This window comes from Vreelandella stevensii S18214 (assembly GCF_000275725.1).
GTDB classification, from domain to species: domain Bacteria; phylum Pseudomonadota; class Gammaproteobacteria; order Pseudomonadales; family Halomonadaceae; genus Vreelandella; species Vreelandella stevensii.
This window is the reverse complement of the sequence record NZ_AJTS01000013.1, coordinates 27,298-43,074: the sequence shown is the minus strand read 5'-3', so window position 1 is coordinate 43,074 and position 15,777 is coordinate 27,298. Positions and strand designations below refer to the sequence as shown.

The window sequence follows — 15,777 nt, the reverse complement described above, 5'->3', positions numbered from 1 at the left end:
TTTTTGGGCAGATTTGCGCAACCAAATCCCCCACGACCTTTGGCGTAGAAAGACAACGCTCCCCCTCGCCAAAGGCCCACGCAACTCAGGCCAGCGCCCGCACCCACAAAAAAGGGTGCCGCGAAGGCACCCAAATCCACAGACAGACGCAGTTTCCCGACCCTTTCCGGGCGCTACTTGAAGTTCTTGCGGTATATCTTGGCCAGCTCGCCCACGATACCACTGCGAAAGCTCAGCACACACACCACGAAAATGATGCCCAGGATGACGCTTACCCAGTTGCCCAGCGGCGATTGGGCCAGAACATGCTGCAGGCTGACCACCAGACCCGCCCCCATCACCGGCCCGAGCAGCGTGCCCACACCGCCCAGCAGGGTCATCAGGATCACCTCGCCAGACATGTGCCAGTGAGCATCGGTAAGCGACGCCAGCTGGAACACCACGGTCTTGGTCGCTCCGGCCAGCCCGGCCAGCGCCGCCGACAGGACGAACGCCAGCAGTTTATAGGCATCGACGTTGTAACCCAGCGAAATCGCCCTAGCAGCCTGTCGGTCTTTCCGTTGCACCGTGAGATACTGACCACCGTCATCGCCGAGCTGAGAAGATCGCCATGAGCCGCTTCATCCCTGTGGATCGCCAGACCGATTACCTGCTGCCGCCTTCGGTAGACGAGTGGTTGCCCGATGGTCACCTGGCGCGGTTCGTTGTCGATGTTGTCGAACAACTGGACCTCTCGACGTTGACCCGGCGTTACATGGGGCGGGGTTCCAAGGCACATCACCCGGCGGTGCTACTGAGCCTGCTGATCTACGGCTACGCCACCGGGGTGGTCTCCAGCCGCAAGATCGAGCGTGCCACCTATGACTCGGTGGCGTTCCGCTACCTGGCCGCCAATACCCATCCCGACCATGACACGCTGGCCACCTTTCGCCGCCGCTTTCTGCCGGAACTGGAACAGTTGTTCGTACAGGTGCTGCTGCTGGCCCGCGAGATGAAGCTGCTCAAGCTTGGCACCATCGCCCTGGACGGCACCAAGCTCAAGGCCAACGCCAGCAAGCACAAGGCGTTGTCGTATGGCCATGCCAAGAAGCTGGAGGCACAGTTCAGGGCAGAGGTGAAAGCGCTGACCGAGCGGGCCGAGTCGGCGGACAAGGAGGACGCGGCCGACGGCATGGATATCCCCGCCGAGATTGCCCGCCGTGAAGCCCGCCTGGCGGCCATCGCTGAGGCGAAGGCCAAGATCGAGGCGCGCGCCGAGGAGCGGGACGCCACCGAGCAAGCCGCCTATCAGGAAAAGGTGGCGCGGCGGGAGGCGCAGCGCAAGGCCGGCAAGAAGCCCCGTGGGCGTGACCCCGAACCGCCCACTGGTGGCCCGCGTGACAAGGATCAGATCAATTTCACCGACCCGCAGTCGCGCATCATGCCGGTCACCGGCAAGGGGTTTGATCAGTGCTACAACGCCCAAGCCGCGGTTGATACCGAGAGTCTGCTGGTGACCCATGTCCACGTCACGCAGGCGACCAATGACAAGCAGCAAGTCATGCCGCTACTGACGGCCTGGCAAGGTTACCCGGAAACGCTGGGAAAACCTGACCACCTGCTGGGTGATACCGGCTACTTCAGTGCCAGCAATATCCAGGCCTGCCATGACCATGGTATCGAACCGCTGTTGGCGATGAAGCGAGACGTCCATCACCTTCCGGTCTTTGAACGTTTCGCCGCGGATCCGCCTGCCCCGGAGAGCGAGGACCCCGTCGAACAGATGGCACACCGCTTGAAGACGCAGGCGGGCCGAGCGCTCTACGCATTGCGCAAACATACCGTGGAGCCGGTCTTCGGGATCATCAAACACGTGATGGGGTTCCGGCAGTTCTCGCTACGCGGACTGGATAAGGTCAGCGGCGAGTGGCGATTGGCCACCATGGCGTGGAATATCAAGCGGATGCACCGGTTGACGGCGGGCTGAGGGCTCGCCGCGCCCAACCGGCCAGCAGGCAAGGCGTCAGAACCGCCTTGCAGAAGCTGAGGGGCAGGTTAAGAGCCACACAACAGCACCAACACCAACACCAACACAGGGGGGGGTGAAGAACCCACGCCTCAGCTCATCCATTAACCTCAAGTCCGACAGACTGCTAGGCTCGTTCTCGCGGATGGCCTTGAGTACCTGCCCATAAGGGGAGTGCACGGTGCGCTGCACCAGGGCAAAGCCCAACAGGAACACGGCAAACACGAAGTAGTACATGCTCAGGTTGTTACGCAGGCTGATGAAGCCGAACAGATGCCCCCGTGGCACGCCATGCAGGCCATCTTCTCCCCCGGTAAAGGGCGCCTGCACGAACACGAAGTACACCAGCTGGGCCAGCGCCAACGTGACCATGGCGAAGTAGATCCCCTGGCGGCGAATGGCCAGCAGCCCGAAGCCCGCGCCGACTAGGGTGGCGGTCAGGGTCCCTGCCAATATGCCCAGCTCCGGGGTCAGGCCCGGATAGCTGGCCAGCAGATACCCGGTCACGTAGCCCCCCGTCGCCAGAAAGGCCGCGTGGCCAAACGAGAGCAGCCCGGCATACCCCAGCAGTAGATTGAAGGCGCAAGCAAACAGGGCAAAGCAAAGGATTTTCATCAAGAACACAGGGTAAGCGACAAAGGGTGCCACCAACCCCACGACGATGAGTACCAGATAGAACATGTTGCGGCGCAGCCTGGCCCGACGCTGGCGCTCCTGCACGGCGGAGGGCAGCGCGACGGCTGATGAAGTATGCGGCGTTGCCATGGTTAAGCCTCCTTACCGAACAGCCCAGCGGGGCGTAACATGAGCACCAGGATCATGACCAGAAAAATGACCGTATTGGAGGCTTCCGGGTAATACACCTTGGTCAGCCCTTCGATGATTCCCATGCCCAATCCCGTCACGATAGCCCCCAGAATCGACCCCATGCCGCCAATGACCACCACCGCAAACACCACGATCAAAAGATTGGAGCCCATGGTAGGTGAGACAGGGTAAAGCGGTGCAGCCAACACCCCGGCAAAGGCCGCCAGGCCCACGCCAAACCCGTAGGTCAAGGTGATCAACAGCGGTACGTTGACGCCAAACGCCTGCATCAATTGCGAGTTTTCGGTACCTGCCCGCAGGTAGGCACCCAGCCGCGTACGCTCGATCATGAACCAGGTGAACAGACACATGGCCAGCGCCGCCACCAGCACCCAAGCCCGATAGGTGGGCAGGAACATGAAGCCAAGATTGAGACCACCCTGCAGCGCCTCAGGGGTGGCATAACGCGCCCCGGAAACCCCGAAAAAGTTCACCAGAGTGCCTTCAAAAATCAGCGCCAACCCGAACGTCAGCAGCAACCCGTACAGGTGGTCCAGGTGGGCAATGCGACGCAGCAGAAAACGCTCCATCAGCATGCCGAAACCGCCTACCACTACGGGCACCAGCACCAGCGCCAACCAGTAATTGATGCCCAGATAGCGAAAGCCCAGCAGCGCCGCAAAGGCGCCCAGCATGTACTGCGCCCCATGGGCAAAGTTGACGATCTTCAGTAGCCCGAAGATAACCGCCAGGCCCAAGCTAAGCAGCGCATAAAAGGCTCCATTCACAAGCCCAAGCGTTAGCTGGCCCATGAAGACGGCCAATGGCACGCCGAATATCATCGTCATGGTGTGATTCTCCTTGTCACCAGGCGGGGGCTGCCCGCCTGGTGCTGTTCAGCGTGACGTGCCGATCAGTTGTTCACCAGCGAACACTGGCTTTCAGAGAGCGGGCGGTAGGCTTCTTCGGCGGGAATGGTGCTGAGGATCTCGTACAAGTCCCATTCACCGGTCGATTCTTCCGGCGTTTTCACCTGGGCCAGATACATGTCGTGAATCATGCGGCCATCTTCACGAATACGGCCATTGCGGGCAAAGAAGTCCTCTACCGGCATCTCGGCCATTTGCGCACGCACGGTCTCCGGGTCATCGGTGCCTGCCGCTTCTACGGCCTTGAGGTAATGCATGGTGCTGGAGTAGATACCGGCCTGAACCATGGTCGGCATGCGACCCACCTGCTCGTAATAGCGCTCGGACCACTCACGCGACTCGTCGTCCATGTCCCAGTACCAGCCAGTAGTCAGCAGCAGCCCTTGGGTGGCTTCCAGGCCCAGCGCGTGCACGTCGTTGAGGAAGATCAGCAGGCCCGCCAGTTGCTGGCCGCTTTGGGTCAGGCCGAACTGGCTCGCCGTGGTGATGGCATTCACGGTGTCTGCCCCGGCATTCGCCAGACCCACGATCTTGGCACCGGACCCCTGGGCCTGAAGAATGTAGGAGGAGAAGTCGCTGGTGGGGAACGGGTGACGGACACCGCCCACCACTTCACCGCCATTGACGGCCACCACACGAGTCACGTCGCCTTCCAGAGCGTGACCAAAGGCGTAATCAGCGGTCAGCATGAACCAGGTATCGCCCCCCTGCTCCACTACGGCACGCGCCGTACCATTGGCCAGCGGGTAAGTGTCGTAGACCCAGTGAATGTGATTGGGGGTGCAGTGTTCGTTGGTGATACTGGAAGCCGCAGACCCGGACACGATTCCCAGGCCGTTGCTCTCTTCCAGCACGCGGGTCACGGCGATGGTTACCGACGAGGCCACCAGACCGCCCACCATGTCCACGTTGCGCTGATCGATCCACTCGCGCACGGTATTGGCGCCAACGTCCGCGCTATTGCGGTCGTCGGCGCTGAAAATCACGATGGGGGCACCGTTGACGCTGCCACCAAAGTCGGCCACGGCCATCTCCATGGCCGTTTGACCACCCGGACCCGCCAGATCTCGGTAGGTGCCCGACATATCGGCCAGATAGCCAATGCGCACTTCGCCGTCGCTGATCTCGGCCTGGGCGGCAGAGGCCATCATGCTGGCAGTGGCAGCCACGGCAATGCTGGCGGCCAACGTTTTTCTGGTAAAGATCATGTTCGTCTCCTGGCCCTGGGGGCCTTTGTTGTTGTGATGCGGACGCTGTTGTAATGCGGACATTCAATAGTGGTGTTCGAGTGGAGCCTGAGTAGTGCGGTTAAAGGATATGTTGTGTGCGGTGTCTATACCCCCAGCATGCTGTTCAAATGCTCGCGGCGCGAAGGCAGCTGCGCCGCCGTGATCTCTTCGACGATCTGGCCGTGATCCATGACGAAATGGCGGTCGGCCAGCGGCGCGGCAAAACGGAAGTTCTGCTCGACCAGTACGATGGTCATGCCCCGCTCTTTCAGCTGCACCAGCACTTCGCCCAGCTTCTGCACGATGACCGGGGCCAGGCCTTCGGTAATCTCATCGAGCAGCAGCAGCCGCGCACCAGTGCGCAGAATGCGCGCCATGGCCAGCATCTGCTGTTCACCGCCAGAGAGTCGGGTTCCCTGACTCTTGCGCCGCTCGTACAGGTTGGGGAACATGGCATAGATCTCATCCAGGCTCATTCCACCGGAGCGCACCGTGGGCGGCAGCAGCAGGTTTTCGTGCACGTCCAGGCTGGCGAAGATGCCGCGCTCTTCAGGGCAGTAGCCAATACCCAGACGAGGAATATGGTGAGGCTTCATGCGCAGGGTTTCGCTGCCATTGATGACGATGGAGCCGGTGCGGCGCCCCACCATGTTCATGATGGACTTTAGCGTGGTGCTACGCCCTGCACCGTTGCGACCCAGCAGTGTCACCAGCTCGCCCCGCTTGACGTTGAAATTGACCCCATGAAGGATATGCGACTCGCCATAGAAGGCATGCAGGTCCTGCACGCGGAGCATTTCCAGGCTTTGGGTCTCTGCGGCCGGATGTTCGAGGGCTTCTGCGGTCTTCATACGGCGGCCTCCTCACTGGCAGCTTCGCTGCCCATATAGGCTTCACGTACCAGCGGGTTGCGGGAAACGCTGTCGTAGTCGCCTTCCGCCAATACCGCGCCTCGGGCCAATACCGTAATGCGGTCACACAAGCGGCTGACCACGCTCAGGTTGTGCTCCACCATCAGCACGGTACGCCCCTGGGAAACGCGCTTGATCAACGCCACAATGCGGTCCACGTCTTCGGCACCCATGCCCTGGGTGGGCTCGTCCAGCAGCATCATGCTGGGGTCCAGCGCCAGAGTGGTCGCTACCTCCAGGGCGCGCTTGCGGCCATAGGGCATTTCAACCGTCAATGTATCGGCATACTCGCGCAGCCCCACTTCATCCAACAAGGCCAGCGCACGATCATTGAGGTGATCCAGCGTTTTTTCGGACTTCCAGAAATGAAACGACGTACCCAACTGACGCTGTAGCGCAACGCGTACGTTTTCCAGCGCCGTCATGTGCGCAAACACCGCCGAAATCTGAAACGAGCGCACCAGGCCCAGCTGGGCAATGTCATTGGATTTCTTGCTGGTAATCGGCTGGCCACGGTAGAGAATCTCACCGCGCGTTGGAGGGAGGAACTTGGTGAGCAGGTTGAACACCGTGGTTTTGCCGGCACCGTTGGGGCCGATCAGGGCGTGGATATGCCCTTCCTGCACCTGTAGGTTGACGTTATCCACGGCCGTAAAGCCGCGAAACTCTTTGGTCAGCCCTCGCGTTTCGAGCACTGGCCCCTGGGTCACTTCATCTGCACGCATGAGGTAGGACGCCTCTTGTTGTTCTTGTAGGGTGGGAAGCGCAGCGGAGTAACCGGCAACGCATCCTTACCTGAACGTAAGCTGTAGGTGCAAACTAGCAACCCATCACCGGGTATTACAATTACAACTTTGGTCTACGCACCACGATAGCGCGGCGCCTTAAAACGCTGAAACCATTAAATTTCAACAGCTTGTAAATTTTAAACGCTTACCAACGATAGCCATCCGCTACTTTACGTTAACGTAAACTTGTTTTAGCCTCAGGGTCAGTGTTCCATAGGGACATTCCCCTATCGACGAGAATAACGATCATGAGCAAAACCTACACGATCAGCGAGTTGGCCAGCGAGTTCGATGTCACCACGCGCAGCATCCGTTTTTATGAAGATCAGGAGCTGCTGCACCCTTCTCGCCGTGGGCAAACACGCATTTACAGCAGCAAGGACCGCGTACGCCTGAAACTGACCCTGCGCGGCAAACGGCTGGGCTTTTCACTGGCCGAGATTCGCGAACTGTTCGAGCTGTGGGACGAAACCCGCAGCGGCAGCGAAAAGCAGTTGCACCTGATGCTCAGCAAGATCGGCGAACGCAAGGCCGCGCTGGAGCAGCAGATGAAAGACATCACCATGGTGCAACTGGAGCTGGAGAGCGCCGAAATCCGCTGCCGCCAGGCGCTGGAAGAGTTGAACGAGAAACACCCGGCCATTTCCAAATAAGCCGCCCGAATACCGCCAGCAGACACGGCCCACTAACAATCAACAAGCAACGACAACAAGGTGATTGAGCATGTTTTCCCACTATACAGAACTGAATTTTGGCCTCGACGACGAGCTGAACATGCTACGCGAACAGGTCAATGCGTTTGCCGCCAGCGAAATCGCGCCCAGAGCCGCCGAGATCGACCGTAACAACGAGTTCCCCAACGACCTGTGGCAGAAGTTTGGTGACATGGGGCTGCTGGGCATTACCGTCCCGGAAGAGGATGGCGGTAGCGGCATGGGCTATCTGGCGCACTGCATTGCCATGGAAGAGATCTCCCGTGCCAGTGCGTCGGTGGCCCTCTCCTATGGCGCGCATTCCAACCTGTGCGTCAACCAATTGAAGATCAACGCCTCCGCCGAGCAGAAAGCCAAATACCTGCCCAAACTGATCAGCGGTGAGCACGTGGGCGCGCTGGCCATGTCGGAGCCGGGTGCCGGTTCCGATGTAGTGTCGATGCAGCTGCGCGCCAAGGAAGATGGCGACCACTACGTGCTCAACGGCAACAAGATGTGGATCACCAACGGCCCCGATGCCGACGTGCTGGTGGTCTACGCCAAGACCGACCCGGAAGCAGGCTCCAAGGGCATCACCGCGTTCATCATCGAGAAAGGCATGCCCGGCTTCTCCACCGCCCAGAAGCTCGACAAGCTGGGCATGCGCGGTTCCAACACCTGCGAGCTGGTGTTTCAGAACTGCCGCGTGCCCGCGGAGAACGTGCTGGGCGAGGTAGGCAAGGGCGTGCGGGTGTTGATGAGCGGACTGGATTACGAGCGTGCCGTGCTGGCCGCTGGCCCCATCGGCATCATGCAGGCCGCCATGGACGTGGTCATTCCCTATATCCACGAGCGCAAGCAGTTCAACCAATCCATCGGCGAGTTCCAGCTGGTACAGGGCAAAGTAGCCGACATGTACACCACGCTGAATGCTTGCCGCGCTTACCTGTATGCCGTGGCCAGCGCCTGCGACCGGGGCCAGACCTCGCGCAAGGATGCCGCCGGGGTGATTCTGTATTGTGCTGAAAAGGCCACCCAGGTCGCGCTGGACGCCATTCAACTGCTGGGCGGCAATGGCTACATCAACGAATACCCCACCGGCCGCCTGCTGCGCGATGCGAAGCTCTACGAAATTGGCGCCGGTACCAGCGAAATTCGCCGCATGCTGATTGGTCGCGAACTCTTCACCGAAAGCCATTAATCGACTCAGGAAGGTTTGCGCCATGAGCACACTCTCGACACAGATCAACCCGCGCAGCGATGTGTTTCAGGCCAACGAGGCCGCCATGCTGGGGGAAGTGAACAAGCTGCGTGAGCTGACCGCGGCCATCGCCCAGGGCGGCGGCGCCAACGCCCGCAGCCGCCACGAAAGCCGTGGCAAGCTGTTCGTACGTGACCGTATCGACCACTTGATCGATGAAGGCTCGCCGTTTCTGGAATTTTCTGCGCTGGCAGCCCATCACGTTTACGACAGCGATGTGCCCGCCGCCGGGGTGGTCACCGGGATTGGCCGAGTATCGGGGGTGGAGTGCGTGATTGTGGCCAACGATGCCACGGTCAAGGGCGGCACCTATTTCCCGCTGACGGTGAAAAAGCACCTGCGCGCCCAGGAAGTGGCTCGCAAGCACCGCCTGCCGTGCATCTACCTGGTCGATTCCGGCGGGGCTTTCCTGCCCCGCCAGGACGAGGTCTTCCCCGACCGCGACCACTTCGGCCGGATCTTCTACAACCAGGCCACGCTCTCTGCCGAGGGTATCCCGCAAATCGCGGTGGTCATGGGCTCCTGCACCGCAGGCGGTGCTTATGTGCCCGCCATGGCGGACGAGTCCATTATCGTCAAGGAGCAGGGGACGATCTTTTTGGGCGGTCCACCGCTGGTCAAAGCAGCGACCGGGGAAAACATCAGCGCTGAAGACCTGGGCGGCGCCGATGTGCACACCCGCATCAGCGGCGTGGCCGACCACTACGCCGAAAACGACGCCCATGCGCTGCAGCTAGCACGGGCCTGCGTGTCCCGGCTCAACTGGCAAAAGCGTGGCCAGCTCGCCATGCAACCCCCCAGGCCGCCAAGTCTCGACCCCGCAGAGCTGTACGGCATCGTCGGCACCGATCTGAAAAAACCTTACGACGTGCGCGAAGTGATCGGCCGTATTGTCGATGGCTCTGATTTCGATGAGTTCAAGCGCTACTACGGCGACACCCTGGTGACCGGCTTTGCACATATCCACGGCTACCCGGTGGGTATCGTCGCCAACAACGGCGTGCTGTTTTCGGAAAGCGCCGTGAAAGGCGCACATTTCATCGAACTGTGTGCCCAGCGCAAGATTCCGCTGGTCTTCCTGCAGAACATCACCGGCTTCATGGTTGGCTCCAAATACGAGCACGAAGGCATCGCCAAGCACGGCGCCAAGCTGGTCACCGCCGTGGCCTGCGCCAACGTACCGAAGTACACCGTGCTGATTGGCGGCAGCTTCGGTGCTGGCAACTACGGTATGTGTGGCCGAGCCTACGATCCCAATCTGCTGTTCATGTGGCCCAATGCGCGTATTTCCGTAATGGGCGGCGAGCAGGCAGCAGGCGTACTTTCCCAGGTGAAGCGCGAGCAGTACGAACGAGAAGGCCGGGAATGGAGCAAGGCAGACGAAGAGGCCTTCAAACAGCCCACCCGCGACCAGTACGAGCACCAGGGCCACCCCTACTACGCCAGCGCGCGCCTGTGGGATGACGGAGTCATCGACCCGCTGCAAACCCGCGACGTGCTGGGTCTCTCGTTGGCCGCCGCCATGAACGCAGAAATCAAAGAGACGCGCTTCGGCGTGTTCCGGATGTAAGGGGCATCACATGGCTTACTCAACCCTGGTTATCGAATCGGGTGTCGCCCGGCTGACCTTGAACCGCCCAAAGGTGCACAACGCCTTTGACGATCGCTTGATCGCCGAACTGAACGGTCATCTGGAAACCCTGCACGATCTGGCCAGCGCAGGCGACGTGCGCGTGGTGGTCCTCGGCTCCGAGGGCAAGAGCTTTTCGGCCGGTGCGGACCTGAACTGGATGAAGCGCATGGTCGATTACGACCTGGCCGACAACCTGGCCGATTCACACAAGCTGGCGGCGCTGATGCACGGCCTGGACACGCTGCCCTGCCCCACCCTGTGCCGTGTACAGGGCGCCGCGTTCGGTGGCGCGGTCGGGCTTGCCGCCTGCTGCGACATCGTCATCGCTTCCGAGAAGGCTCGGTTTTGTTTGTCGGAGGTCAATATCGGCCTGTCACCGGCCGTGATCAGCCCTTACGTCCAGCGCGCCCTTGGCCAACGGCAGATGCGCCGCTACGCGCTAAGCGCCGAAATCATGGATGCCCCCACCGCGCTGCAGCTGGGGCTCGCCCACCAGGTGGTCGAACACGATGCGCTGGATCACGCCATCGATACCATGATCGACACCCTGGCCAAGGGCTCTCCTCAGGCGCAGCGGGCAACCAAAGCCCTGCTGGCCAGCGTGGCTCAGGCCCCGGACTCGGATGCCACCCGCGAGCACACCTGCCAGGTCATCGCCCAACTGCGGGTCAGTGAAGAAGGCCAGGAGGGCCTGGCCAGCTTTTTCGACAAGCGCCGCCCCGCCTGGACATCCCCCGAAGAACACCAACACGCCGCGGAGCCACGCTCATGACGCCTACCCCGACCCCCTTCGATACCCTACTGGTAGCCAACCGGGGTGAAATTGCCTGCCGCGTGATGCGCACCGCCCGCCGCCTGGGGCTGAAAACCGTGGCGGTCTACTCGGATGCCGATGCCACCGCCCGCCATGTGCGGGAAGCCGACGAGGCCGTGCGTCTTGGCCCGGCGGCCGCCCGAGAAAGCTACCTGAACATCGAGGCAGTGATCGACGCCGCCCAACGCACCGGCACCGGCGCCATTCACCCCGGTTACGGCTTTCTGTCCGAAAACGGCACCTTCGTCAAAGCGCTGGAACAGGCCGGTATTACCTTCGTTGGCCCGCCCGCTTCCGCCATTGCCGCCATGGGCGACAAATCGGCGGCCAAGGCACGCATGGCCAACGCGGGGGTGCCGCTGGTACCGGGCTATCATGGCGACGACCAGGATGACGCCCTGCTGCGCGCCGAAGCCGACAAGATTGGCTACCCGGTGATGCTGAAGGCCAGCGCAGGCGGCGGCGGCAAGGGCATGCGCGTGGTCGAAAGCGGCGAAGGCTTCAAGGCAGCGCTGGACGGCTGCCGCCGGGAATCGAAAGCCGCCTTTGGCGACGACCGCATGCTGATCGAAAAGTATCTGGTGCAGCCCCGCCATGTAGAGGTACAGGTCTTTTGTGACCGCTACGGCCAAGGCGTGTACCTCTTCGAGCGCGACTGCAGCGTGCAGCGTCGCCACCAGAAAGTCATTGAAGAAGCCCCCGCCCCCGGCATGACGCCCGAGCTGCGCTCTGCCATGGGCGAGGCCGCCGTTCGCGCTGCCAAGGAGATCGGCTACGTGGGCGCGGGCACGGTGGAGTTCCTTCTGGACGCCGACGGCTCGTTCTACTTCATGGAGATGAACACCCGCCTGCAGGTGGAGCACCCCGTCACCGAGATGATCACCGGCCAGGATCTGGTGGAGTGGCAATTGAGAGTCGCCATGGGCGAGCCGCTGCCCTGTCACCAGGACGAGCTGACCATCACCGGTCACAGCTTCGAGGCGAGGCTCTACGCCGAGGACCCGGAGCAGGACTTCTTGCCTGCCACCGGCCTGCTGGCCCGCTTCGAACTGGACACCGAAGGCGCGGGCCTGGCCGCCGACCAGGTGCGCCTGGACAGCGGCGTGGAGAGCGGCGATCGCGTGTCGATGCACTACGACCCCATGCTGGCCAAGTTGATCGTGCACGGTGTCGACCGCGACGCCGCGCTGGCCACCTTGAACCGGGCGCTGGCCGCGCTGGATGTGCAGGGAGTGGTGACCAACCGCGCCTTCCTGCAGCGGCTGGCCAATCACCCCGGCTTCAAGAACGTCGAGCTAGACACGCGCTTCATCGAACGCAACGAAGCGACGCTGTTCGCGCCACGTCGCTACACCACGCAGGACTATGCCAGCGCAGCGCTGATCGGGCTGCACCAGCTGGCTCAGGAGTGCGAAAGCGACTCGCCCTGGGACCGCCACGACGGCTTCCGGCTCAATGCCCCGCACACCATCCGCATCACGCTGTGCGACCCCAGCGCGGCACAAGGCTCGGAGAGTGACAGCCTGGTCGTGGTGGAGGGCAAACGCACGAGCCTGGACGCCCAGTGGCAGCTGACCATCGGCGAGCAAACGCTCAGCGCCAGCCTGCAACCGATGGCAGGCGATGCGGTGGCGGTGACCCTCGACGGCCATCGCCGTCGCCTGCAGGCCTATCGGGACGGCAATGTCGTCGTGATGGCCGAGCCCAGCGGCGAAACCCGCCTGCTCTGGCAGCGTATCGACGCCATCGACCACGGCCATCAGGAAACCGAGGCGACCCTTACCGCCCCCATGCACGGCACCGTCGTGGCGCTGCTGGTCGAACCCGGCACCACGGTAGAAAAAGGCATGCCCTTGATGGTCATGGAGGCCATGAAAATGGAGCACACCATGACGGCACCGACCCACGGCAGCGTGGCCACGTTCCACTTCCAGGCAGGCGACACGGTCAGCCAGGGTGACGTGCTGCTCGACTTTGCCCCCAGCGAATAGGAGCTTTTCCATGGCACTGCCTACGGCTATCAAGCTGTTTGAAATGGCCCCTCGTGACGGGCTGCAGAACGAACCGGGCACCCTGGTGCCCACTGCCACCAAGATCGCGCTGATCGAGCGCCTGGCAGCCGCCGGCCTGCGGCATATCGAAGCCGCCAGCTTCGTTTCTCCCAAGTGGGTACCGCAGATGGGCGATGCCGCCGAGGTGATGCGCGGCATCAAGCGCCAGCCCGGCGTGGTGTATTCCGCCCTCACGCCAAACCTGAAGGGGCTGGAAGGCGCTCTGGACGTGGGCGTCGAGGAGGTCGCCGTGTTTGGCGCCGCCTCGGAAGCGTTCTCGCAGAAGAACATCAACTGCTCGATCACCGAGTCGCTGGCACGCTTTGAGCCAGTGCTCGCACGGGCCAACGAGGCAGGCGTGCGAGTGCGTGGCTACGTCTCCTGCGTGCTGGGGTGCCCCTACGAAGGGGACATCGCCCCGCAGAAAGTCGCCGAGGTGGCGAAAGCGCTCTACGACATGGGCTGTTACGAGATTTCCCTCGGGGACACCATCGGTACCGGCACGCCGCTGGCCGCCAAACGCATGATCGAAGCCACCGTTCAACACGTGCCCATCGAACGGCTAGCCGCGCATTTCCATGACACTTACGGCATGGCCATCGCCAACCTGTACGCCGTACTGGAAGAGGGCGTCGGCGTCATCGATGCCGCCACGGCAGGCCTCGGTGGCTGCCCCTATGCCAAGGGTGCCTCCGGCAACGTGGCCATGGAAGACGTGCTGTACCTGCTGCAAGGACTCGGCATCGAGACCGGCATCGACCTGCAAGCGGTGATCGACACCGGCGACTGGATCACGCGGCAGTTGGGCCGCCAGCCCAGCGCCAAAGTGGCGCTGGCCAGAGGGTGCACACAGCGCACTCCCGGCTAGTACGGCCCGGCCCTAATAATTAAAAACGCTTCACTTCCCGTTCAGACAACAAAAAGATTTCGGAGAGACTCACCATGGCATCATCTGCACCGCTTTCCAGCGCCCTGCCCAGCTACACCAGCAGCACCGCCGACAAACCCTTGCTGGGCATGACCATTGGCGACAAGTTCGACCAGATTGCCGCCCAATACCCGGACAACGACGCGTTGATCGCACTGCACCAGAACATTCACTGGAGCTACCGAGAACTGCAGCGGGAGGTGAATCGCTGCGCTAGGGCCCTGCTTGCCATGGGGGTCAAGAAAGGCGACCGGGTCGGCATCTGGGCACCCAACTGCAGCGAGTGGACGCTGAGCCAGTTTGCCACCGCCAAGATCGGTGCCATTCTGGTCAACATCAACCCCTCTTACCGGACCCACGAGCTGGAGTACGCGCTCAACCAATCCGGCGCACGCTTTTTGATCACCGCCCACCAGTTCAAGAGCTCCAACTACACCGCCATGCTGTACGAGCTGGCCCCCGAGCTGAACCACTGCGCCGAAGGGGCGCTGAACGCCCATAAGCTGCCGCAGCTGCAGTGCATCATCAATCTCAGCGACGAGAAGCACAGCGGCATGTGGCGCTGGGCCGACTTCATTGGCCAGGCCGACACCGTCAGCCAGACCGAAGTGGACGACCTGCAAGCCACCCTGCAGTTCGACGACCCGATCAACATTCAATACACCTCCGGCACCACGGGGTTTCCCAAGGGGGCCACACTCTCCCACCACAACATTCTCAACAACGGCTTTTTCGTGGCAGAGAGCATGGGCTTTACCAGCGCCGACCGGCTGGTGATCCCCGTGCCGCTCTACCACTGCTTCGGCATGGTCATGGGCAACCTGGGCTGCATGACCCATGGGGCCGCCATGATCTACCCGGACGAAGGCTTCGACCCCGGTAAAGTCCTGAAAGCCGTCCATGAGCAGAAAGCCACCGCCCTCTACGGCGTGCCCACCATGTTCATTGCCGAGCTCGAACACCCCGACTTCGCGTCGACCGACTTTTCGTCGCTGCGAACCGGGATCATGGCTGGCTCCATCTGCCCTGCCGAAATCATGAAACAGGTCATCGACAAGATGAACATGAAGGGCGTGCAGATTGCCTATGGCATGACCGAGACCAGCCCGGTGTCGACACAGACCGGCGCCAACGACACCATCGACAAGCGCGTTTCCACCGTGGGCCGTACCCAGCCCCACCTGGAAAGCAAGATCGTCGACCCAGGCAATGGCGGCATTCTGCCCCGTGGAGAAATCGGCGAGCTGTGCACCCGTGGCTATAGCGTGATGCTCAAGTACTGGAACAACGACAAAGCCACCGCCGAAGCCATCGACGAGGCAGGCTGGATGCATACCGGCGACCTGGCCACCATGGATGACGAGGGCTACATCCAGATCGTGGGGCGTATCAAGGACATGGTGATTCGCGGCGGTGAAAACGTCTACCCGAAAGAGATCGAAGAGTTTCTGTACGCCCACCCGGCCATTTCCGAAGTCCAGGTCACCGGCGTACCCGACAAGAAGTATGGCGAAGAGCTGATCGCCTGGGTGAAGCTCAACGCCACCGCGGGCGAGATCACCGGTGAAGACCTGCGCGAATACTGCAAGGGCAAGATCACTCACTTCAAGATCCCACGCTACTTCAAGTTCGTGGATGCGTTCCCCATGACCGTCACCGGCAAGATCCAGAAGTTCAAGATGCGCGAAATCTCGATAGAAGAGCTGGGCCTGGACGAGCAGAAGTAGCC

At 61.7% G+C, this 15,777-nt stretch carries 12 protein-coding genes and 2 pseudogenes; 8 read left to right on the top strand and 6 right to left on the bottom strand.

The window, feature by feature from the left end; translation table 11 throughout:
* Nucleotides 1-173: 173 nt before the first annotated feature.
* Nucleotides 174-581 (bottom strand): annotated as a pseudogene (locus HSS18214_RS17725) (ABC transporter permease subunit); the annotation flags it as partial.
* A 29-nt stretch (nt 582-610) separates the two neighbouring features.
* Between HSS18214_RS17725 and HSS18214_RS0101840 the strand changes: the two are divergent.
* Nucleotides 611-1,966 (top strand): IS1182 family transposase, encoded by a 1,356-nt coding sequence (locus tag HSS18214_RS0101840; RefSeq protein ID WP_016913619.1) that lies wholly within the window; start codon nt 611-613, stop codon nt 1,964-1,966.
* A gap of 156 nt (nt 1,967-2,122) precedes the next feature.
* On the opposite strand, the pseudogene HSS18214_RS17720 reads toward HSS18214_RS0101840, so the two are convergent.
* From HSS18214_RS17720 to HSS18214_RS0101815, 5 genes and pseudogenes are all read right to left on the bottom strand, one after another.
* A pseudogene (locus tag HSS18214_RS17720) lies at nt 2,123-2,770 on the bottom strand (branched-chain amino acid ABC transporter permease); the annotation flags it as partial.
* 2 nt (nt 2,771-2,772) lie between these two features.
* The gene (locus HSS18214_RS0101830) at nt 2,773-3,660 is read right to left on the bottom strand and encodes a branched-chain amino acid ABC transporter permease (RefSeq protein WP_016913617.1); all 888 of its coding nucleotides are present in this window, start codon (nt 3,658-3,660) and stop codon (nt 2,773-2,775) included.
* A 65-nt stretch (nt 3,661-3,725) separates the two neighbouring features.
* Complete coding sequence (locus HSS18214_RS0101825; RefSeq protein ID WP_016913616.1) at nt 3,726-4,949, bottom strand: ABC transporter substrate-binding protein; 1,224 nt, start codon at nt 4,947-4,949, stop codon at nt 3,726-3,728.
* Between the two features lie 125 nt (nt 4,950-5,074).
* Nucleotides 5,075-5,821, bottom strand: a complete 747-nt coding sequence (locus HSS18214_RS0101820; RefSeq protein WP_016913615.1) for an ABC transporter ATP-binding protein — start codon at nt 5,819-5,821, stop codon at nt 5,075-5,077.
* Complete coding sequence (locus HSS18214_RS0101815) at nt 5,818-6,606, bottom strand: ABC transporter ATP-binding protein (RefSeq protein ID WP_016913614.1); 789 nt, start codon at nt 6,604-6,606, stop codon at nt 5,818-5,820. The genes HSS18214_RS0101820 and HSS18214_RS0101815 overlap by 4 nt, the downstream gene beginning before the upstream one ends.
* A 311-nt stretch (nt 6,607-6,917) precedes the next feature.
* Between HSS18214_RS0101815 and HSS18214_RS0101810 the strand changes: the two genes are divergently transcribed.
* The 7 genes from HSS18214_RS0101810 (at nt 6,918) to HSS18214_RS0101780 (ending at nt 15,775) form a co-directional block, all read left to right on the top strand.
* Entirely contained in the window at nt 6,918-7,322 is a 405-nt protein-coding gene (locus HSS18214_RS0101810; RefSeq protein ID WP_016913613.1) for a MerR family transcriptional regulator, read from the top strand.
* 70 nt (nt 7,323-7,392) lie between these two features.
* Entirely contained in the window at nt 7,393-8,562 is a 1,170-nt protein-coding gene (locus tag HSS18214_RS0101805) for an isovaleryl-CoA dehydrogenase (protein ID WP_016913612.1), read from the top strand.
* A 22-nt stretch (nt 8,563-8,584) separates the two neighbouring features.
* A complete protein-coding gene (locus HSS18214_RS0101800; RefSeq protein WP_016913611.1) occupies nt 8,585-10,192 on the top strand; it encodes a carboxyl transferase domain-containing protein in 1,608 nt (535 codons plus the stop codon).
* A gap of 10 nt (nt 10,193-10,202) precedes the next feature.
* On the top strand, nt 10,203-11,027 hold the full coding sequence (locus HSS18214_RS0101795; RefSeq protein WP_016913610.1) for an enoyl-CoA hydratase/isomerase family protein: 825 nt from the start codon (nt 10,203-10,205) through the stop codon (nt 11,025-11,027).
* On the top strand, nt 11,024-13,060 hold the full coding sequence (locus HSS18214_RS0101790) for an acetyl/propionyl/methylcrotonyl-CoA carboxylase subunit alpha (RefSeq protein WP_016913609.1): 2,037 nt from the start codon (nt 11,024-11,026) through the stop codon (nt 13,058-13,060). Before HSS18214_RS0101795 ends, HSS18214_RS0101790 begins: the two co-directional genes overlap by 4 nt.
* Before the next feature lie 10 nt (nt 13,061-13,070).
* Nucleotides 13,071-13,988, top strand: a complete 918-nt coding sequence (locus HSS18214_RS0101785) for a hydroxymethylglutaryl-CoA lyase (protein ID WP_016913608.1) — start codon at nt 13,071-13,073, stop codon at nt 13,986-13,988.
* Between the two features lie 74 nt (nt 13,989-14,062).
* Nucleotides 14,063-15,775, top strand: coding sequence for an AMP-binding protein (locus HSS18214_RS0101780; protein WP_016913607.1), 1,713 nt, complete (start codon nt 14,063-14,065; stop codon nt 15,773-15,775).
* Nucleotides 15,776-15,777 lie beyond the last annotated feature (2 nt).